Below are 18,825 nucleotides of genomic sequence, written 5' to 3' on the forward strand. Positions count from 1 at the left end.
ATCTTGCCTCACTAACAGCTATTGCATTAAAAACTTAAAGTTACCAATATTCTTAAGGGCAGTACCGGTTCCTCGTACTACAGCGCGCAACGGGTCTTCGGCAACGTGCACGGGCAGCTTGGTTTTTGCCGCTACACGTTTGTCTAAGCCGCGTAATAACGCGCCGCCACCTGTAAGGTAAATACCGGTTTGGTAAATATCTGCAGAAAGTTCCGGAGGGGTTATCTCCAATGCCTTCAGTATTGCTTCTTCTATTTTGGAGATTGATTTATCCAGGCAATGCGCAATTTCGGTGTAGGATACGGTGATTTGCTTAGGCACGCCGGTCATCAAATCGCGGCCCTGTACGGCGAAATCTGCAGGTGGCTCAGAAAGCTCTGGAAGAGCGGCACCTACTTCGATTTTTATCTTCTCTGCGGTACGGTCGCCAATCATGATGTTGTGCTGGCGGCGGATGTACTGTACAATGTCTGAGTCGAAGTTATCACCGGCTACGCGGATACTCTGATCGCAAACGATACCTGATAAAGCGATAACAGCAATCTCAGTAGTACCGCCACCAATATCGATAATCATGTTACCCATCGGCTCTTCTACGTCGATACCGATACCCACGGCAGCAGCCATTGGTTCGTATATCAGGTACACTTCTTTAGCACCTGCAATTTCGGCGCTATCGCGTACCGCGCGTTTCTCTACCTCGGTAATGCCCGATGGGATACAAATAACCATACGCAGCGATGGGAAGAACCACCCCTTGCCCTGGTTAATCATTTTGATCATCCCGCGTATCATCAGCTCGGCGGCATTAAAGTCGGCAATTACGCCATCTTTAAGCGGGCGCACGGTGCGGATGTTATCATGGGTTTTACCCTCCATTTGCATGGCCTGGCGGCCAATGGCAATCACTTTGTTTGTGGTACGGTCGAAAGCCACTATCGAAGGCTCATCAACAACCACTTTATCATTATGTATAATGAGGGTATTTGCAGTACCCAAATCTATGGCGATTTCTTGTGTGAAAAAATTAAATAAACCCATGTGGCGTTATTTCAAATATTTTGCAAAGTTAATAATAATGAACACTAATTATCACCAATAGGTTAAGCAATCTATGGCTTTAACTATTTATTGAGTAAACACGAATTTCACGAATGAAGGCGAATTTTCACAAATCTTAACCTAAATTCAACGCAGCCCTCAACACTATTCTATTGGTGTAAATTAGTAATTAATAACTCCCTTTTGGGGGAATTAGTGTTTTTATTTTAGTTTTAATTAATATGGGTTATTGTAAACCATTCACTATTCTCAACTCGCCATTCACTAAAACTTAGTGCTTAAAGTGCCTCACCCCGGTTGTAACCATGGCAATGCCTTTTTGGTTGCACATGTTGATAGAATCCTGGTCTTTTATTGATCCGCCCGGCTGTAAAACAGCAGTGATGCCCGCATCGGCTGCTATCTCCACGCAATCCGGGAAGGGGAAGAAAGCATCAGATGCCATTACAGCACCCTTCAGGTCGAACCCGAAGCTTTCGGCTTTGATGATAGCCTGCTTCAAAGAATCTACCCTTGAAGTTTGGCCAACGCCACTTGCCATCAGCTGGCTGTTTTTAGCGAAAACAATGGTGTTAGATTTGGTGTGCTTTACTACTTTGTTGGCAAAGAACAAGTCTTTCAGTTCCTCCGTAGTGGGCACCTTTTCGGTTACCGGATTCATTTGCAACGGGCCTTCTATCACCAGGTCCATATCCTGCTCTATAACGCCATTCAACAGGGTTTTGAATTGCTTTGTCGGCAATTCAACCTTGTTGCGGATGAGCACGATTCGGTTCTTTTTAGCCGTCAACACTTTTAGCGCATCGTCGGTATAAGCAGGGGCAATCAGTACCTCGTAAAATATCTTGTCTATTTCCAAAGCAGTTGCCTCGCAAACTTCAGCGTTGGTGATCAGTACGCCGCCAAATGCCGAAACCGGGTCGCAAGCCAGGGCATCTAACCAGGCCTCTTTGGTATGTAAGCGACTGGCAATACCGCAGGCGTTTGTATGCTTCAGTATAGCAAATGTTGGTTCGGTAAATTCGTTTATCAGTGCTACTGCAGCATCCACATCCACCAGGTTGTTGTAGGAGAGTTCTTTACCGTTCAGCTTGGTGAACATAGCTTCCAGGTTACCGTAGAACGTGCCCTTTTGGTGCGGATTTTCGCCGTAACGCAAAGTCTGACTGGTTTGGATACTCTGTTTAAAAACAGGCATCGGCTCAGTTTGGTCGAAATATTGGAAAATGTGCGTATCGTAGTTAGACGATATATTGAACGCTTTTTGCGCGAAAGTGCGGCGTTGGTCGATAGTAGTGGCACCATCCTGGCTTTTCAGGATATCCTCTAAAATACCGTAATCGTTTTTAGAGGCTACGATAACCACATCTTTAAAATTCTTTGCTGCCGCGCGGATAAGTGAGATACCGCCGATATCTATCTTCTCGATGATATCTTCCTGGCCTGCGCCCGAGTTAACGGTTTCTTCGAAGGGGTACAGGTCTACGATAACCAGGTCGATCTCCGGGATGGCGTATTGCGCTAATTGCTGCGCATCGCTATCCAACCCGCGGCGCGATAAAATGCCACCAAACACCTTGGGGTGCAGGGTTTTTACACGGCCACCCAGTATAGATGGGTACGAGGTAAGATCCTCAACGGCAATCACATCAACCCCAAGGTCGCGGATAAAAGTTTCGGTACCACCGGTTGAATATATGTTGACACCAAGGCGGTTCAGCTCGTGAATGATCGGCTCGAGGTTGTCTTTGTAATAAACAGAAATAAGGGCGTTTTTTATTTGAACGGACTGGCTCATTTGCAGGGCTTTTTTTGAGCCGCAAAGGTATGAATTACAGATTAGAGATTAGAGACTTAGGGTTAGTTTTTTTTATTGCGTTTGTAATTGATGCTTAGGGATATAAAAAGGATGTTTTGGCATAAAAATTCGCCTGGGTTTGTTGCACTTTGGGCACGCTATCCGTAAAGATAAAAAAACAATCTTATGAAGACTTTAGCTAAACTATCTGCGTGCATTATCATCCTGTTTGCTGCGGCCTGCACCAAAATGCAGGAAGTGGTACTCATTAACCAGCCGCTCACCGGCACCTGGAAATTAAATGCCACTTATATGGACCCGGGCGATGGCAGCGGTACTTACCACCCGGTTACCGCTGCCGGCAACAACAGCATCACCCTCAAAACCAACGGAGAATTAGAGATTAGCGGGCTAGACGATACGGAGAACTTTTTACTACATTTTTCGCAATACAAAAGCTTTACCATACAGGATAGCGTAACCCTTGTATTTAAAGAACACGCTAACAATAACACCCAGAAATTCATTTATAAAATAGAGGGTGATAAGCTATCGCTAATACCCGCCGGCCCCGTTATGTGCATAGAAGGCTGTGGTGTACGGTTCGTGAAAGTGAATTAGGGGTTAGAGGTTAGAGGTTAGAGGTTAGAGGTTAGAGGTTAGAGGTTAGAGGTTAGAGGGGCAATGCTCCGCAAAGCGTCTTGTTTTAAATTCTGTCAATTATTTAAATTCCGTAAAATTCGAGTTCAGACACTTCTTATAATAATTCTATAAAAATTCGAGTTCAGGAATTATCTTTACCCTACCAAACCCAATCCATCATGCCTGCAACCGCTACCACCAGTGCCCCATTAGAGATACCGCTTAATAAAAGTAAAATAGCGCTCATGAGTATCGGATCGCTTGCTTTTGTTGCTGCCGGGGTGTGGTTCATCATTCATCCGACTATAAGGCTTTTTGGCAACAAACCGAACCCAATACTGGGTTATGGATTAGGCATTGCCGCAATAGCATTCTTCGGGTTTTGCGCCTTTTACCTTATAAAAAAATTATTCGATACCCGCCCCGGCCTTATCGTAAGCGAAGAAGGCATTACTGATAATTGCAGCAGCTATACTTTCGGCCTGATACCCTGGACAGATATAGCCGGTATAGACGTAATTGAAATAGGCCGGCAAAAGCTGATTATGATACCGGTGCATAACCCTGCCGAATACATGAACCGCCAAAGCAACGCCATCATGAAGAAAATGGCCGCCATTAACTATCGACAGTACCAAACACCGGTAAGCATTACGGCTAATACGTTGCAGTATGAATTGGAGGACTTGTATACTTTATTGAAAGGTAAGCTTGCTGAAAGTAAAAAGCTGTAGTTTCCCGGTAATGAGACTGGCGATATTTTGCGTATTCGCGCAAAACCCGTAAATTGATTTATGACAACTGTAATCATCAAATCCGATTCTGATAAAAAGACGCTTTTGCTCATACAATTGGCTGAAAGGTTGGGCTTACCGGCAGAGGCACAACCATTCAGAGAATTAACTGTAGAGGACATGATACACGGCATGGGGAGGAAAGCAACCGATGAAGAACTAATTGCCTACCTTGAGAAAGGAAAAGATGCGTAGCCTATAGACTTAGAAGTTGCGTTGGCTAAATGTGATAAGTTATGACATTTATCAAAACAGTAACAGGTGTTACATTTCTTCTACTTTCGGCAATAGCTTTGGGCAATTCGGATTACCGCAATACAAAAATAATAGGTAAATGGCGATATTTTGGCTTTTCAGGGAATGATGGCGCAAAAAACTATATTAACAAGTCTCCCGATTCCATAAACCGATATTTGATTTTTTATAAAAATGGCATATTGGGAGGGAATTATTTTAAAAACGGGCCGCGCCATTATCAATTGAAAAAACACACGTTAATCGTTAAATCAAATAACCAATACGTAATAAAATATCTTTACGGCATAGACAAAAAAACACTCTATTTAGGTTTTACTGAAAATATGTGCGACGAAGGCTGTGCAGAGGTATTTACCAAAGTAACCAATCCCTAACTCCTCATCTTCTTCAGCAAATTCTCAATCACTTTGGGGAAGTGTAGGTGTTCCAGTTGCTGGCCTTTGAATTTTATTACCTCCAGCGTATCGCCGGGCTCTATTTTGAATTTAGATTGGTGGATGGGTTCGCCCTCGTCGAACTCGGCATTTACAAAGTGGATGGTAATACCCGATTCCTCTTCGCCCGCCGCCAATACCGCTTTGTGTACGTTATCGCCATACATGCCCTTGCCGCCAAATTTGGGCAACAGCGCCGGATGCAGATTAATGATTTTATTAGGGAATGCAGCTAACAAATTTTTGGGCACCAACCATAAGAAACCCGCCAACACAATAAGATCTACCTGCAGGTTTTTAAGCAGGGCAATCACTTCGTCGGTATCGTAAAACTCGGTGCGTGTAAAAACATGCGATGGTACTTCGAAATTATCGGCACGCTGCAATACGTAGGCTTGCGGGTTATTGGTGAGTATCAAAACTACCTCAGCTTCGGCGTTGCGCTTAAAGTGCTCCATTATCTTCTGGGCGTTCGACCCCGAACCTGATGCAAAAATGGCTATTCTCTTTTTCAAAATGGCTTTCAGCTTTATTACTGCAAAATATAAAAAATTAACCGGTTATCGTGTCAGAACTTCTTTTTGACGTATAAATCCCCAGCGGTAAATGGTACGAGGCTGTGTGGACGTATAATACGTTTGCGTATCGCCGGTTTGCAGCACCATAGAAAACTCGCCCAGGTTGTTTATCTGCGCATTGGCAAATGGCTTGGAGCTACCAGCGGTACTGCCGTCCTTGCATACCATATCTGCAAATAAGATGAGTTTAGTATCGCTGAGACTGTAAGTCCCCTTGGCAATATCCTGCACGGTACAATCGAAATTGGTGTAAGTGCAACTGCCATCCTTGAAAAACTTAAATATTTGTGTGGTATCGCAGGTGATGGTATCGGTAGATTGCTGGGTATCGCCTATATAATGATACACCAGTACCGATGCCAGCTCCCACTGCCGGGTGGTAAGCAAATTGGGAATATTGCTTTTATCCTCTTTTTTGCAGGAATTAGCCACCAACCCAATCAGCAGCAATAACGCCACACACCAAAAACCAATATTTTTCTTCATCCTTTAATCAGCCGCAAAAATAGGAATTACATTTATATACACTTGCCCGGCCAATCAATATAACTCTAATAAGGCCGCATTATTTTGTTTGTAGTTGATTAGGTTAAGTGGTGAGGGGGTGATTGGCTTGTAAAAATCTTAAATTGCGGCTATTAATCTTATTAGAAGAATTTTGATGCTCAATCAGCCCATTAGCCACTCGCCAAACCAACAGAGCCTGCGTGTGCCTTACCAGCAACTAAAAGCCGAATTTAAGCGTGTATTGCTTTCGCTTGGTTTTACCAACGACAAAGCCGATGACTGCGCCGGCATATTTGCCGATAACAGCCGCGACGGCGTGGCCTCGCACGGCCTAAACCGCTTCGGTGTTTTTATTGAATACTTGAAAGAAGGGCTGATTACCCCCAATGCCGAACCATCCTTGGTGACTTCAATGGGCGCGATAGAGCAATGGGACGGCAACTTTGCCACCGGTATGCTCAATGCGCGATTCAGTATGGATAGGGCTATTGCGCTCGCCAAAGAGAACGGCATAGGCTGCGTGGCCATCAAAAACACCAACCATTGGATGCGTGGCGGCACCTATGGCTGGCAGGCCGCAGAAGCCGGCTGCGTGGGCATTTGCTTTACCAATACCATAGCTAACCTGCCGCCATGGGGTGGCACCCAACCCCGATTGGGCAATAACCCGCTCATCATCGCCGTACCAAAGAAAGGCGGCCATGTGGTATTGGATATGGCCATATCGCAATTCTCTTTCGGCAAGCTATGGCAATATGAAGCGCAAAACAAGCCCTTACCCCTACCAGGCGGCTACGATAGCCAGGGCAAGTTAAGCACGGATGCCGCAGCCATACTCGCAACAAAGCGGGCATTGCCTATAGGCTTCTGGAAAGGCTCGGGTTTGTCGTTAGTGCTCGATCTGCTGGCTACCATTCTCAGTGGAGGCAGCTCTACCGCATCCATTACCCAAAGCGGCAGGAAAGAAACCGGCGTATCGCAGGTGTTCATAGCCATAAAAGCTGATGCGGAGCAAAACGAGGCGCTGATAGCGCAAATTCTCGATTACACCAAAAGCAGTGCTACCGAAGGCGGAAGCGAAATTTTATACCCCGGCGAAAACATGCTGCGCACCAGGGAAAAAAGCCTGGCCGAAGGCGTGCTGGTGGATGAACGGATTTGGGAAGAGGTGAAAAAGTTATAGACAATCCCATATTGGGAACTTTTCACTATATTTGCTTAAAGCTTAATGTGAGGGTTATATCTAAAAAAATATTACGGGACTTCTGGGAAAAGCACGCCGATTGTGAGCAACAATTGAAAGCGTGGTATCAGGAAGCGGAAGAAAGTAATTGGAGAAGTCCTAATGATATCAAAAAGGAATTCCCAAGTGCGAGTATATTATCAGATAACAGGATAGTTTTCAATATAAAAGGCAATAGTTACAGGCTTATCGTTAAGATAACCTTTGAAGGCCAGATGGCATGGATAAGGTTTATTGGTACCCATGCCGAATACGATAAAATCAATGCAAAAACGATTTAAAAGTTATGACCATCAAACCAATTAAAGACGAGCGGGATTATCAACAAGCTTTAGAAAGACTTGAATTAATCTTTGACGCGAAGAAAGGCACGGAAGATTTCGACGAACTTGAAATATTAGGAATACTTATTGATAATTACGAGAAAGAGCATTTTCCAATTGGATTGCCTGACCCAATAGAAGCTATAAAATTCCGTATGGAGCAAATGGGGTATAACCAAAACGACCTTGCAAATATGATGGGTTTAAAAAGCCGGGCCAGCGAAATTTTAAATAAGAAAAGGAAATTGTCGTTAAATATGATTCGTCTATTACATGAAAATCTAAAAATCCCGACTGAGGTTTTGATTCAGGCTTATTAATCTCTTTTATTTTATTACACTTCTAAAACAAAAAACTAAACCCACTCCCCTTACCCGGCTTTTGCATCTCTTTAAACTTTTCGATTTCCTGTTTCAGCATAGTGACGTACTCACCAGCCATAAATTGCCTGAATATATTAATGTCCTTCTGCTGGCGAGTATCCACAAGCGCCTGTATGTAAGCAGCCTTGTTTTCGCTTCTAACTATAGCCAATGGCAAGCTATACAAGGCTTGAATATAATTCATCAGCAACCTTGATGTACGGCCGTTGCCGTCGTAATATGGGTGGATACTCACCAGGTTGAAATGCGCATCAAAAGAAAGATTCAATTGTTGTTCAACAGTGAGTGGTTTACCCATCGACTCATTAAGTTTTTTCACCAGCTCATTTGTAAGCCGTTCCACCTTATCAAAATTGGGGAAATAAGAAACGCCCGCTGTAACATTCCCTTTCCTGAACGCCCCCGTTGCCGAATCTACAGCGCCAAGCATGGTGTTATAAACCTTGCCCGTGCGCTTCATAACCAGGCTATTGATGTTTTGTAAAAGCGAAACGCTTAGGCTATTTTTGACTTTCGCGTTCTCTAACGTAAACAACAGCGCGGCATGGTGGTCGGTCACCATAAGGCTTTCTTCCATAGGCTTGCCGTTGGGGGTGCGGCCCTCGTTTATCAAAACCTGCGTTTCAACCTCGGTAAGCGTAGAGCCTTCTATACGGGTGGAATGATGGTCGATAGCAATCAAATTAAACCGTTCGTGGTCTATCACATCGGCTATGCCAAGGCTGTTATATTCCGCTATGAGTTTAACCGCTTCCATTGTTTGATGAAGCGAAAATACTTATAAAATGTTTGTTTACGGGGTTGCTACATTGGGAATTAACCGGCCATCTGCACTTTTTTGAATGCTTTATAAGTTTTATATTTGTTATGAGGAGGAGAAATAATGAAATCAGATATAACAAAAAATGCAGAAACATTCAGGAGCCATGAGTCATACTCTCCGGAAGAGGTTTTAACTGCAGGCGGCACGACCGCATTTGGTTTAAAAGCCGGCAAAAATAACAGCACGCTGATTACGGCGCTTGAAGAGGCCCCACCCATAGAACCATTCACAGAGGAAGAATGGACCGATTTATTAGATCAACTGGAAAGGGATAAATAATCTAACCAAATAAATCATCTGCACATCTGAAATCTAAAATCTGCACATCTCCCCTACCTTAACAAGCCATCAAACTTATCCCAAAAGCCATCTTTTGGCAAGGGTGCCACAATCATAACCGGTTCGTGTTTTACGGGGTGCTCAAATTGCAGGCGGCGGGCATGCAGGCATATGCTTTTGCGCAGGCTGCCGCGGGGGTAGCCGTATTTGTTATCGCCTACTATGGGGCAGCCCAGGGTACTTAGCTGCACGCGTATCTGGTGCGGCCTCCCGGTGATAGGGTCAACTTCAATTACGTAGTAGCCATCCAGTTCACCAACCAGTTTATAGTTCAGTTCAGAGCGGAGACTGCCTTGCACTTCTTTATCATGTGCCTTGGTCACGTTCTTTTGCGGATTTTTCACCAGCCAGTGTACCAGGTTGCCTGCCTCGGGCTGGGGGCGCTTACGCGTGATGGCATAATAGGTTTTATGCATCTCGCGGCCTTTGAACAGCTTGTTTATCCTATCCAAAGCTTTGCTGGTTTTTGCGAAGAGGATAACGCCGCTCACGGGCCTGTCTAACCGGTGCACCACGCCAAGGAAAGCACCATTGGGCTTATTGTATTTGGCCGCAATGTATTTCTTTACCTTCTCGTCCAGCGGCTCGTCGTTGGTATCATCTACTTGTACAATATCGCCTGCGCGTTTGTTCACGGCAATCAGGTGGTTATCCTCGTATAGGATATCCTTATCAGTAACATCGAAGCTGGTATAATTATGTTCGGGGCGGGCCAATTTGATTTCGGATTTAAGATTTTCGATTTCGGATTTATTTATCCGCAAAGGGCATCAATTTATCTAATAGGTTTATTGAAGCTTCATCTGCACATCTGCACATTTGAAATCTGCACATCTACCTAATATTCTTCTTTTTCGTTCGGGAAATCACCTGCTCTTACATCACTTACGTAATGTTTTATGGCGCCGTCCATTACGCTGTATAAATCAGCATATTGGCGTAAAAATCGGGGTTTAAAACCTTTGTTCAGGCCAAGCATATCATGTATCACCAGCACCTGGCCACTGCAATGCTGCCCGGCACCTATGCCAATGGTGGGTATATTCAGGCTATCGCTTACTTCTTTTGCCAGTTTAGACGGGATTTTTTCCAGTACGATACCAAAACAGCCCAGTTCCTGTAATTTTAAAGCATCTTCTTTCAACTTGGCAGCTTCGGCCTCTTCTTTGGCCCTTACGGTGTAAGTACCGAATTTATAGATCGATTGCGGCGTTAATCCAAGGTGCCCCATTACGGGTATGCCTGCGGTAAGTATGCGGCTAACAGATTCTGCAATCTCTACCCCACCCTCTAGTTTTATAGCGTGCGCACCGGCTTCTTTCATAATGCGTATAGCCGATGCAAGGGCTTCTTTAGAATTCCCCTGGTAGGAGCCAAAAGGAAGATCGACCACCACCAGCGCCCGTTTAGCAGCCCGCACTACCGATGCAGCGTGGTAGATCATTTGGTCGAGCGTGATGGGCAGGGTGGTTTCATGTCCGGCCATAACGTTGGAGGCAGAATCGCCAACCAGAATAATATCTGTGCCGGCATTATCCACAATCAGTGCCATCGAATAATCGTATGCCGTAAGCATGGCAATTTTTTCGCCCCGGTTCTTCATTTCCTGCAAGGTATGCACCGTAATGCGCTTTACTTCCTTATTTACCGACATACTGATGATGGTTTTGTGAGCCGCAAAGTTAGGAACTCATCCGGTATTTTTCATGCTGAAAAATTGACGGGCTATTTTCCTCATATTTATATATTATTTTATATTTTAGTGCAACCCCAATTATAAATATTATACTATTTGATTTTAATGGACGAAAGAATTTACCCCTGCGTGTACTGCGGGAAACCCATGAACCATACCGACCGCAAACCGCGTAATTTTTACCTGAAAAAATTTCTGCCCTTTTTACCCATCAGGCCATTCTGGTGCACGCATTGCTTAAAAACAACTTTCTTTTGGGGCAATAAAGGCAAGTAGCTAAACCAACGCCTGTTTGTTGTGCATAAAAAACAAGTGGTAATAACTTTTGATTTAAAAAATTAAATCCTACTTTTGCGGCGTGAATAAAGAGGTGCTCTACTTCATTTTTCAGTGCTGTTCATACGGAGCTTCGTGCCAGGAAATCCGAACAAATTACCCTTTAATTTTTTTTGCAACATGAACCATTACACCAAGCTGCCCGCAGTATTGTTATTGGCCGATGGCACCGTTTTTAACGGTAAAGCCGCAGGTAAAATAGGTACCACCACCGGTGAGATATGCTTTAACACCGGGATGACCGGCTACCAGGAAATTTTTACCGACCCATCGTACTTTGGGCAAATAATGGTGGCTACCAATGCGCACATTGGCAACTACGGCATTTCTGCCCAGGAGGTAGAATCGGGCCATATACAGATAGCCGGCCTGGTTTGCAAAAACTACAACATTGCCTACAGCCGCAAACAGGCCGACGAATCGATACAGGATTATTTCCAGGAACAAAATATCGTGGGCATATCTGATATAGATACCCGCCAGCTGGTGCGCCACATACGCGATAAAGGTGCCATGAACGCCATTATCTCCTCTGAAATATTAGACCTTGATGAGCTGAAAGCCAAACTGGCCGAAGCGCCGGATATGGATGGCCTGGAGCTTTCTTCGCAGGTATCTACCAAAGAAACCTACACCTTTGGCAACGAAGCAGCTGCCTATCGCGTGGCCGTTTTAGACCTGGGCGTAAAGAAAAACATCCTCCGCAATTTTGACGACCGCGACGTTTTCGCCAAAGTGTACCCCGCCAAAACCACTTTTGCCGAAATGGAGAAGGATTTTGCGCCGGCAGGTTACTTTATCTCTAATGGCCCCGGCGACCCATCGGCTATGCCATACGCTATCGAAACCGTAAAAGAAATCTTAGCTGCTGATAAACCTTTGTTCGGTATATGCCTGGGTCACCAGTTGTTGGCTTTGGCCAACGATATCCCAACCAAAAAGATGCACAACGGCCACCGCGGCCTTAACCACCCGGTGAAAAACGTAATCATCAACCATTGCGAAGTAACCTCGCAAAACCACGGTTTTGGCGTAGTGCCTGAGGCAGTAAGGGCATCTGAAAAGGTAGAAATAACTCACGTAAACCTCAACGACCAATCGATAGAAGGTATCCGCGTTAAAGGTAAAAAGGCATTTTCGGTACAGTACCACCCGGAATCATCTCCAGGCCCGCACGATAGCAGGTATCTGTTCGATGACTTTATTAATTTGATGAAGTAATTGTTTCGAACCATGATGCTCTTGATTAAAGGATTTTAAGATTCGCTCTGTCAGGAAATCCTTTAATCAGGCAGATCAAGGTTCAGAGATGCCAAAGGCCCGTAAGCTCTGCTTACGGGCCTTTGGCATTATATATCCACCAAGTCATTGCGAGTCGCGGCGCTTGGGAGGGCGTGGAGGGGCTACGTGGCAATCCTCGGCAAGCAGGTCAAACTTGAAAGCTATTTGTTAATTAACGACTATTGTCTTATAACTGCAAAGACAACGAGCGCTATAGCCCTTCATTTGCACATCTGTAATCTGTAATCTGCACATTTAAAACTTACTACTTCAAATAATACGCAGGCACCGGCAAATCCTTCCTTTCTACATCCCAAATAATACTGCTCACCTTCCAGCCTTTAGGCGTTTTTATCAGCTGAAAACTGTTTACGCCGCGCTCAGCTAGGCTGTCGCGGGTGTTGAGGTAGGTGTTATAGGTGCTGATGCGGTGCGCCACCTTGCCGAATTGCTCGTTGCGGCCAAAAGCTTCCTCTTCATAAAACATCTCGATATGTCCATCGGTAACAAAATGCTTATATAAATCGATAAACTGTGGCAAGGCGGTAATATCGGCGGTATCCGTACGGAAGTTGATGAGCTGTGCCTGCGGGATAAAGTAATTGCCGATTTCGTCAAACCGGGGCTTCTCCCCTTTCTTAAAGCTGATAGCGGCATAGGCATCATGCACGGCTTTGGTAATGGCGCTATCGTCGGGAACGGTGTAAGTTATAGGGGTACTTATAGCAGACTTTTTGTCGGCAGTTTGGCAAGCCGACATGGCCAGCACAAAGGCAAGTATCACTAAAAGATTTTTCATTATGATAATTATTTGGTTTACAACGAAAATAGCCAATCGTGCGGAGTTTTCCTAAAGCCAGTGTAATAACCCTATCGCAATGGTGCTTAAAACGTCAAATTAAAATTCCTTATTTTTATTTGGATTTATTCTAAATAAGGTTTTACTTTGTTGGCGTGAGCAGTTAATATGCTCAGAAAAACTTAAGCCCTGCTTTTTCGGTAAGTAAAGTTCATGGGGGACTCCACCGTTTAAGCAGGCACAAATTTTAATATCACCTACCTATGTGCGACGCAAAAGTGCTCAGTCAGAAAGGGGCATCGGTTATCAGCCGGTGCTCCGAATGCCGCTGTGTTTTCATCTGGAACCACAACCTCATCCTCAGCTTTACGCCCGAACAGTTCGCGCAGTTCAGGGATTTTGCAGCCGACCTCGATTTCTACGGGCACTCCTTCCCCTTCCCCGATGGGCAGGAACGCATGGTAATGCGCACCCCCGTAAGCGATATACAATTCACCTTCACCCCCCACGAGTGGGAGGACTTCCATGCCGCTATGGAGGAAGCCGCCTATATGCAGGAAGTTTACGGGCTGATGGAGGGCTAGTAAAAAGAGATTAGAGGCAAGAGGTTAGCCTTACAGTCCTCGCGCTGTCATCCCGAAATCTTTCCGGGCCCCCACACGACAGGTCGATGGCAAGCAGAGCGGTTTAACATGGTGGCCACTTTTATGATGGGGTGTTGAAAAAATTTCAACATGACGTAGGTCTTGTTCCTTCGTCATTCGATGTTCAGCATTCGGTGTTCGATATTAATTTGCACATCTGAAATCTGAAATCCGCACATCATCCCGCATTCGGTGTTCGACATTGAATCTGTGCGTGCAGTCATTAATCCCCCCTTTCGCACACCAAATTCCGCCGCTTACCGATAGCCGGCGAATTCACCGATAAAGCTTCTCCCACTCAATCCCCCTACAAATCCGTTTACCGACGATTTGCCGTGCTTCGCCTAATAACGTTAAACAAAATTTGTGTACTGATGCACCTTTGTAGTGTTAAAACAACGCAACAATATCATGACAACTCAACTTACCATCCCATCACTTTACTCCATCATGGCACTTGTAGTAGCCGTGCTGATCATTGGTGTAGGCTGCCTCACCTGCTAATCATACCTCTATCATATATCCGTATGTTTTGGCCTGTAAGCCAAAACATACGGTAGAATTTCCCACACAGCCTTATCTCATCACCACCAACCGTAGCAAAACTGGCAGGCATATTGCTTTCTCCAGCTAAACACATCGAGCATGAAAAAGGGAGATACCGTACATAGGCAATGGGGCGCCTCAGAGGCCGAGGGAGAAATAGAAAAAAAGCATACCGAAACCGTTACAAAAACCATCAAAGGCACCAAGGTAAAACGCAAGGCAACCGCCGATAAGCCGGCCTACGAGATTAAGCAAGCTGATGGCAGCAAAGTGCTGAAATCTGAAAGCGAACTGAAGAAAGGCAGCAGGTAAAAATCTAATGCTATTTTAATGTGCTAACTGCTTATATCGTATGGATATTCCACAAATCCATCGCATATTTACGCTATGGAGAAACAACCTATTATCACGGTTAACAACCTTACCAAAAACTACGGCGATTTTGCCGCTGTAAAAGGCATTAGCTTTGAGGTTTATGAAGGCGAGATATTCGGCCTGCTAGGCCCCAACGGGGCGGGCAAAACCACTACGCTCGAAATTATTGAAACCCTGCGCGATAAAACCTCCGGCGAAGTTACCGTGGCCGGTTTCGACATTAGTAAGGATGCCGACAGCATCAAGAAAATAATAGGCGTGCAATTGCAGGCTGCGGGCTACTATCCAAACCTCAACTTGTCCGAACTGATCGTCCTGTTCTCCGGCCTGTACGGCATCGACAAAACGCCTACGGAGATGCTGGAGAAAGTGGCCCTTACCGATAAGGCCAAAGCCAGGTACAAGGACCTATCGGGCGGGCAAAAGCAACGCTTCTCTATAGCAACTACGCTGATAAACGACCCCAAGATCATTTTCCTGGACGAGCCAACTACCGGCCTTGATCCTCAGGCCCGCCGCAACCTGTGGGACCTGATACGCGAGATACGCGATAATGGGACCACTGTGGTGATCACCACGCATTATATGGATGAAGCAGAAGTACTGTGCGACCGCGTAGCCTTTGTAGACGGCGGCCACATCGTAGGCATCGACACCCCGGACCATTTCATAGACCAACTGGTGGCTACCGGTTTCGAACGCAAGAAACAAGTTAAAGAAGCCAACCTGGAAGATGTTTTCATCAACCTAACCGGCAAAGAATGGCGGGAAGGGTAATCAGTTTGCAGTGGGCGGTGTGCAGTTAGCTTTGCCAGTTTAACCCTCTCCCCAATTTACCAATGACCCAATGACCCAATGACTTTTTTGAACTAATGAAAAAATACAGTAATACGCGCGCCACGCTGGCCATTGCCAAAGCAAGTTTCCGGTCGATACTCCGCAGCCCCTCGGCGGTAGTATTTAGTTTGGCCTTCCCCCTGATATTTATCGTGGTGTTTGCCAATATCGGCGGCAGCGGGGTTAAGGTAGATGTGGGTGTGGCCAAAGGTACGGACACGCTGAGCCCAATATACCAGGCGCTCAAAAGATCGTCAGTTATTAATCTGGAGACCAATGTCTCGTCCGATGATATGAAGAAGGACTTGTCTAAAGGGAGTCTTGATGCCATTATCGAGATCAAGAAAAATGCTTCGTCTAGCCAGGGTACAACATCGCCGAGCGAGGGCATAACGATTTACCCGCCGCTCTCAGCTCAGGGAAATACAAAATGGCCGGAGAAATTCGTGTCGCCTTATACGGTTACTGTACAATATACCTCTTCATCGCAAAAAGGCGGCATCCTTAAATCGGTACTAAGCAGCAGCCTGATGCAGATAAATGCAGAATTCGCTAAGAAAATAGGCCTTCTTACCTTACCACAGGTAGCGGAACTAAATGAAACTACCGTAACAGGCCGCGAATACAAATACATCGATTTTATATTGCCGGGGCAATTGGGCTTCTCTTTATTAAGCAGCGGGGTCTTCGGTACGGCGTTCGTATTTCTTAGTCTTCGACTTACGCTGGTTATCAAACGCTTTTTTGCCACGCCGGTTAAACGTTATAGTATCGTATTGGGCGAGGCTTTGGCCAGGCTGACCTTCTCCCTGCTGGGCGCGCTGTTCATACTAATGGTGGGCCATTTCGCGTTCGGGTTTACGTTGATCCATGGCGTCGTCACGGTGCTGAATATGCTGGTGCTTTCTGCAATCGGACTGATTATATTTATGGGCTTTGGCTTCACCATATCGGGCATAGCTAAAAACGAAAGTACGGTGCCACCACTATCCAATATCATTACCTTACCGCAGTTCCTGCTATCAGGTACGTTCTTTTCGGTAACGGCGTTCCCAAAATGGCTGCAATATGTAAGTAATGCGCTTCCCCTCACCCACCTCAATAACGCCATGCGTAAGGTAGCCTTCGAAGGCGCGGGCCTGGGCGATGTTTCGCACCAGTTATTCATCCTGCTGTTATGGGGTATAGGCGTTTACGCGGTAGCAGTAAAGACGTTTAAATGGGAGTAGATCGTGAGTAGTGAATAGTGAGTGGTTGACTAGTTTTCAATTCGTTTCTTGCCGCTCGCATATTTGACTCACCCCGACGGCCCGCAATACGCGGGCGTCGACCCTCTCTGCTTCGCAAAGAGGGTTTTAAAAAATAAAAGGATCCCAGGCCCTCTTTACGAAATAGAGAGGGTGGTCAAACGAAGCAAAGACCGGGCCGGCCTGCCGACAGGCAGGTGAGTCGACTCGCGACGCAGACACGATATAAACAGAAATGCCCGGTTTTGCCGGGCATTTCTGTTTATGTTTTTCAATAAGTTCCCTCTTTAGGGGGTTAAGGGGGGCTTTTATCGCCTACCCATCCTGCCGCCGGCACCGCTCATACCGCTGGCGCCGCCTGCTTTGCGGCTGCCATCGGCCCTGGTACCGCCGTTGCTACGGCCACCGCCGCCGCCGCCACCCGGGCGACCGCCACGTGAACCACCGCCGCCACCACCGCTTTTGCTTTTCGCGGGAGCGTTTTTGGCTTTGCTCATCATCTTCTCCGTCATGGCTTGGATGCTCAAGGGGTAAGGATGTCCCTCTTCTACCGGGATCTCTTTCGCAATCAGTTTATGGATGTCTTTCAGGTAATCTATTTCTTCCTCTCCATCGCAAAACGTAAGAGCTATGCCACTTGCACCTGCGCGGCCGGTACGGCCAATACGGTGTACGTAAGTTTCGGGGATATTAGGGATTTCGTAGTTGATCACGTGCGTCAACTCGTCGATATCAATACCGCGGGCAGCAATATCTGTTGCGATAAGCACGCGCGTAGTACGGTTCTTAAAGTTGGTCAATGCACGCTGGCGGGCATTCTGCGATTTGTTACCGTGGATAGCTTCGGCAGTGATGCCGGCTTTTACCAGGTCTTTCACCACCTTATCGGCACCATGCTTGGTACGGGTAAATACCAGTGCCGTTTTAATGTTTTTATCTTTCAGGATGTGGTTAAGCAATAAACGCTTATCGTTCTTCTCCACAAAATATAGCGACTGCTGAATAGTATCAGCCGTAGACGATACCGGTGCAACCTCTACTTTAGCAGGTTTCTGCAGGATAGAATCGGCCAGGCTTTGGATTTCGTTCGGCATGGTAGCGCTGAAGAACAGCGTCTGCCTGTTTTGCGGAACTTTGGCTATGATCTTTTTCACATCGTGTACAAAACCCATATCCAGCATACGGTCGGCCTCATCCAAAATCAGCATTTTTATCTGATCCAGGTGAACAAAACGCTGGTTCATCAGGTCCAAAAGGCGACCTGGGGTTGCGATCAGGATATCCACACCGCGGCGCAAAGCATCCGTTTGCGGGCCCTGTGACACGCCACCGAAGATAACCAGGTTTTTCAAGCCGGTATGCTTACCGTAAGCGGTAAAGCTCTCGCTAATCTGGATAGCCAGTTCGCGGGTTGGGGTTAAAATAAGTGCCTTAATGGCCTTTTGCTCCTTGTGTTTTTGCTTATCTAAAAACAATAACTGCAAAATCGGGATGGCAAAAGCTGCCGTTTTACCTGTACCCGTTTGGGCGCAACCAAGCAAATCGCGGTGTTGTAATATAAAAGGGATTGCTTGTTCTTGTATAGGGGTTGGCGTAGTATAACCCTCTGTTTTTAAAGCCTTTAAGATAGGCTCAATTAAATTTAAATTTTCGAATGACATGTAATGTAATAAATGTATTGTATTGTGTGCTAACGCGAAGCATTAAGCGGATCTGAAGAGTGTCTATTGATCAAAACCGTAAATCAACGGGTAATTATTTCTGCAAAGATACGGTTTTTAAATCAGATGTGCAGGTGTCCAATTTCAGATGTGCAGTAGTACAAATTTTGACGTACAGAGGGGGCAGAAAGAAGCAAGCCCAACGAGTTTGTATTAGTA

At 45.8% G+C, this 18,825-nt stretch carries 23 protein-coding genes; 14 read left to right on the forward strand and 9 right to left on the reverse strand.

Translation table 11 applies throughout. The features are described 5' to 3' along the window. Positions 1–18: 18 nt before the first annotated feature. Together E2R66_RS07590 and purH are read right to left on the reverse strand one after the other, a co-directional pair. Positions 19–1,041: a rod shape-determining protein gene (locus tag E2R66_RS07590; protein WP_067054626.1), complete on the reverse strand. Its 1,023-nt coding sequence runs from the start codon at positions 1,039–1,041 to the stop codon at positions 19–21. 292 nt (positions 1,042–1,333) lie between these two features. Next, positions 1,334–2,860 carry a bifunctional phosphoribosylaminoimidazolecarboxamide formyltransferase/IMP cyclohydrolase gene (purH, locus tag E2R66_RS07595; protein ID WP_133228161.1) on the reverse strand — a complete coding sequence of 509 codons (1,527 nt, stop codon included), beginning with the start codon at positions 2,858–2,860 and terminating at the stop codon, positions 1,334–1,336. Positions 2,861–3,046: 186 nt separating this feature from the next. Here purH and E2R66_RS07600 point away from each other — a divergent pair, with 186 nt between their 5' ends. The 4 genes from E2R66_RS07600 (at position 3,047) to E2R66_RS07615 (ending at position 4,928) form a co-directional block, all read left to right on the forward strand. Beyond that, entirely contained in the window at positions 3,047–3,481 is a 435-nt protein-coding gene (locus tag E2R66_RS07600) for a hypothetical protein (RefSeq protein WP_133228159.1), read from the forward strand. Positions 3,482–3,681: 200 nt separating this feature from the next. Beyond that, on the forward strand, positions 3,682–4,236 hold the full coding sequence (locus tag E2R66_RS07605) for an STM3941 family protein (protein ID WP_133228157.1): 555 nt from the start codon (positions 3,682–3,684) through the stop codon (positions 4,234–4,236). Positions 4,237–4,296: 60 nt separating this feature from the next. Further along, a complete protein-coding gene (locus tag E2R66_RS07610) occupies positions 4,297–4,491 on the forward strand; it encodes a hypothetical protein (RefSeq protein WP_133228155.1) in 195 nt (64 codons plus the stop codon). A 41-nt stretch (positions 4,492–4,532) separates the two neighbouring features. Continuing rightward, entirely contained in the window at positions 4,533–4,928 is a 396-nt protein-coding gene (locus tag E2R66_RS07615; protein WP_133228153.1) for a hypothetical protein, read from the forward strand. On the opposite strand, the gene purN is transcribed toward E2R66_RS07615, so the two are convergent. Beyond that, positions 4,925–5,503, reverse strand: a complete 579-nt coding sequence (gene purN, locus E2R66_RS07620; RefSeq protein WP_133228151.1) for a phosphoribosylglycinamide formyltransferase — start codon at positions 5,501–5,503, stop codon at positions 4,925–4,927. The two genes, E2R66_RS07615 and purN, sit on opposite strands and share 4 nt — an antisense overlap. A 45-nt stretch (positions 5,504–5,548) precedes the next feature. Beyond that, positions 5,549–6,052 carry a hypothetical protein gene (locus E2R66_RS07625; RefSeq protein WP_133228150.1) on the reverse strand — a complete coding sequence of 168 codons (504 nt, stop codon included), beginning with the start codon at positions 6,050–6,052 and terminating at the stop codon, positions 5,549–5,551. A gap of 175 nt (positions 6,053–6,227) precedes the next feature. Between E2R66_RS07625 and yiaK the strand changes: the two genes are divergently transcribed. The 3 genes from yiaK to E2R66_RS07640 are packed head-to-tail and all read left to right on the forward strand — an operon-like array spanning position 6,228 to position 7,959. Next, positions 6,228–7,256: a 3-dehydro-L-gulonate 2-dehydrogenase gene (yiaK, locus tag E2R66_RS07630; RefSeq protein WP_240049253.1), complete on the forward strand. Its 1,029-nt coding sequence runs from the start codon at positions 6,228–6,230 to the stop codon at positions 7,254–7,256. Between the two features lie 11 nt (positions 7,257–7,267). Continuing rightward, positions 7,268–7,597, forward strand: a complete 330-nt coding sequence (locus E2R66_RS07635; RefSeq protein WP_240049254.1) for a type II toxin-antitoxin system HigB family toxin — start codon at positions 7,268–7,270, stop codon at positions 7,595–7,597. A gap of 5 nt (positions 7,598–7,602) precedes the next feature. Beyond that, positions 7,603–7,959, forward strand: a complete 357-nt coding sequence (locus E2R66_RS07640) for a helix-turn-helix domain-containing protein (protein ID WP_133228148.1) — start codon at positions 7,603–7,605, stop codon at positions 7,957–7,959. Between the two features lie 22 nt (positions 7,960–7,981). On the opposite strand, the gene E2R66_RS07645 is transcribed toward E2R66_RS07640, so the two are convergent. Beyond that, positions 7,982–8,779 carry a Fic family protein gene (locus tag E2R66_RS07645; protein WP_133228146.1) on the reverse strand — a complete coding sequence of 266 codons (798 nt, stop codon included), beginning with the start codon at positions 8,777–8,779 and terminating at the stop codon, positions 7,982–7,984. 126 nt (positions 8,780–8,905) lie between these two features. Between E2R66_RS07645 and E2R66_RS07650 the strand changes: the two genes are divergently transcribed. Beyond that, the gene (locus E2R66_RS07650; RefSeq protein ID WP_133228144.1) at positions 8,906–9,124 is read left to right on the forward strand and encodes a hypothetical protein; all 219 of its coding nucleotides are present in this window, start codon (positions 8,906–8,908) and stop codon (positions 9,122–9,124) included. A gap of 53 nt (positions 9,125–9,177) precedes the next feature. Here the strand turns inward: E2R66_RS07650 and E2R66_RS07655 are convergent, their stop codons facing one another. Further along, entirely contained in the window at positions 9,178–9,900 is a 723-nt protein-coding gene (locus tag E2R66_RS07655; RefSeq protein WP_133228142.1) for an RluA family pseudouridine synthase, read from the reverse strand. A gap of 122 nt (positions 9,901–10,022) precedes the next feature. After that, positions 10,023–10,838, reverse strand: coding sequence for a 3-methyl-2-oxobutanoate hydroxymethyltransferase (gene panB, locus E2R66_RS07660; RefSeq protein ID WP_133228140.1), 816 nt, complete (start codon positions 10,836–10,838; stop codon positions 10,023–10,025). A 147-nt stretch (positions 10,839–10,985) separates the two neighbouring features. Here panB and E2R66_RS28285 point away from each other — a divergent pair, with 147 nt between their 5' ends. Next, positions 10,986–11,156, forward strand: coding sequence for a hypothetical protein (locus E2R66_RS28285; RefSeq protein ID WP_158288355.1), 171 nt, complete (start codon positions 10,986–10,988; stop codon positions 11,154–11,156). Between the two features lie 180 nt (positions 11,157–11,336). Beyond that, a complete protein-coding gene (gene carA, locus E2R66_RS07665; RefSeq protein WP_133228138.1) occupies positions 11,337–12,437 on the forward strand; it encodes a glutamine-hydrolyzing carbamoyl-phosphate synthase small subunit in 1,101 nt (366 codons plus the stop codon). Positions 12,438–12,762: 325 nt separating this feature from the next. Here carA and E2R66_RS07670 read toward each other — a convergent pair whose 3' ends face one another. Beyond that, on the reverse strand, positions 12,763–13,296 hold the full coding sequence (locus E2R66_RS07670; protein ID WP_133228136.1) for a hypothetical protein: 534 nt from the start codon (positions 13,294–13,296) through the stop codon (positions 12,763–12,765). A gap of 263 nt (positions 13,297–13,559) precedes the next feature. On the opposite strand from E2R66_RS07670, the gene E2R66_RS07675 reads away from it, so the two are divergent. The 4 genes from E2R66_RS07675 (at position 13,560) to E2R66_RS07690 (ending at position 16,927) form a co-directional block, all read left to right on the forward strand. Next, positions 13,560–13,880: a DUF6686 family protein gene (locus tag E2R66_RS07675; RefSeq protein WP_133228135.1), complete on the forward strand. Its 321-nt coding sequence runs from the start codon at positions 13,560–13,562 to the stop codon at positions 13,878–13,880. Positions 13,881–14,585: 705 nt separating this feature from the next. After that, the gene (locus E2R66_RS07680) at positions 14,586–14,798 is read left to right on the forward strand and encodes a hypervirulence associated TUDOR domain-containing protein (protein WP_133228133.1); all 213 of its coding nucleotides are present in this window, start codon (positions 14,586–14,588) and stop codon (positions 14,796–14,798) included. 75 nt (positions 14,799–14,873) lie between these two features. Then, positions 14,874–15,638, forward strand: a complete 765-nt coding sequence (locus tag E2R66_RS07685; protein ID WP_133228131.1) for an ABC transporter ATP-binding protein — start codon at positions 14,874–14,876, stop codon at positions 15,636–15,638. Between the two features lie 95 nt (positions 15,639–15,733). After that, positions 15,734–16,927 carry an ABC transporter permease gene (locus E2R66_RS07690; RefSeq protein WP_133228130.1) on the forward strand — a complete coding sequence of 398 codons (1,194 nt, stop codon included), beginning with the start codon at positions 15,734–15,736 and terminating at the stop codon, positions 16,925–16,927. A gap of 326 nt (positions 16,928–17,253) precedes the next feature. Here E2R66_RS07690 and E2R66_RS07695 read toward each other — a convergent pair whose 3' ends face one another. Next, entirely contained in the window at positions 17,254–18,606 is a 1,353-nt protein-coding gene (locus E2R66_RS07695; RefSeq protein ID WP_133228128.1) for a DEAD/DEAH box helicase, read from the reverse strand. Positions 18,607–18,825: the final 219 nt, after the last annotated feature.

The organism is Mucilaginibacter psychrotolerans (assembly GCF_004519315.1).
GTDB lineage: Bacteria > Bacteroidota > Bacteroidia > Sphingobacteriales > Sphingobacteriaceae > Mucilaginibacter > Mucilaginibacter psychrotolerans.

What these genes read in the sequence shown, in the direction of transcription:
- E2R66_RS28285 (WP_158288355.1), top strand. Translation starts at nt 10,986, where the DNA reads ATGGACGAAAGAATTTACCCCTGCGTGTACTGCGGGAAACCCATGAAC.
- E2R66_RS07680 (WP_133228133.1), top strand. Translation starts at nt 14,586, where the DNA reads ATGAAAAAGGGAGATACCGTACATAGGCAATGGGGCGCCTCAGAGGCC.
- E2R66_RS07625 (WP_133228150.1), bottom strand. Translation starts at nt 6,052, where the DNA reads ATGAAGAAAAATATTGGTTTTTGGTGTGTGGCGTTATTGCTGCTGATT.
- E2R66_RS07685 (WP_133228131.1), top strand. Translation starts at nt 14,874, where the DNA reads ATGGAGAAACAACCTATTATCACGGTTAACAACCTTACCAAAAACTAC.
- E2R66_RS07670 (WP_133228136.1), bottom strand. Translation starts at nt 13,296, where the DNA reads ATGAAAAATCTTTTAGTGATACTTGCCTTTGTGCTGGCCATGTCGGCT.
- E2R66_RS07695 (WP_133228128.1), bottom strand. Translation starts at nt 18,606, where the DNA reads ATGTCATTCGAAAATTTAAATTTAATTGAGCCTATCTTAAAGGCTTTA.
- yiaK (WP_240049253.1), top strand. Translation starts at nt 6,228, where the DNA reads ATGCTCAATCAGCCCATTAGCCACTCGCCAAACCAACAGAGCCTGCGT.
- E2R66_RS07610 (WP_133228155.1), top strand. Translation starts at nt 4,297, where the DNA reads ATGACAACTGTAATCATCAAATCCGATTCTGATAAAAAGACGCTTTTG.
- E2R66_RS07615 (WP_133228153.1), top strand. Translation starts at nt 4,533, where the DNA reads ATGACATTTATCAAAACAGTAACAGGTGTTACATTTCTTCTACTTTCG.
- panB (WP_133228140.1), bottom strand. Translation starts at nt 10,838, where the DNA reads ATGTCGGTAAATAAGGAAGTAAAGCGCATTACGGTGCATACCTTGCAG.
- E2R66_RS07605 (WP_133228157.1), top strand. Translation starts at nt 3,682, where the DNA reads ATGCCTGCAACCGCTACCACCAGTGCCCCATTAGAGATACCGCTTAAT.
- E2R66_RS07645 (WP_133228146.1), bottom strand. Translation starts at nt 8,779, where the DNA reads ATGGAAGCGGTTAAACTCATAGCGGAATATAACAGCCTTGGCATAGCC.
- carA (WP_133228138.1), top strand. Translation starts at nt 11,337, where the DNA reads ATGAACCATTACACCAAGCTGCCCGCAGTATTGTTATTGGCCGATGGC.
- E2R66_RS07600 (WP_133228159.1), top strand. Translation starts at nt 3,047, where the DNA reads ATGAAGACTTTAGCTAAACTATCTGCGTGCATTATCATCCTGTTTGCT.
- E2R66_RS07690 (WP_133228130.1), top strand. Translation starts at nt 15,734, where the DNA reads ATGAAAAAATACAGTAATACGCGCGCCACGCTGGCCATTGCCAAAGCA.
- purH (WP_133228161.1), bottom strand. Translation starts at nt 2,860, where the DNA reads ATGAGCCAGTCCGTTCAAATAAAAAACGCCCTTATTTCTGTTTATTAC.
- E2R66_RS07650 (WP_133228144.1), top strand. Translation starts at nt 8,906, where the DNA reads ATGAAATCAGATATAACAAAAAATGCAGAAACATTCAGGAGCCATGAG.
- E2R66_RS07590 (WP_067054626.1), bottom strand. Translation starts at nt 1,041, where the DNA reads ATGGGTTTATTTAATTTTTTCACACAAGAAATCGCCATAGATTTGGGT.
- E2R66_RS07675 (WP_133228135.1), top strand. Translation starts at nt 13,560, where the DNA reads ATGTGCGACGCAAAAGTGCTCAGTCAGAAAGGGGCATCGGTTATCAGC.
- E2R66_RS07640 (WP_133228148.1), top strand. Translation starts at nt 7,603, where the DNA reads ATGACCATCAAACCAATTAAAGACGAGCGGGATTATCAACAAGCTTTA.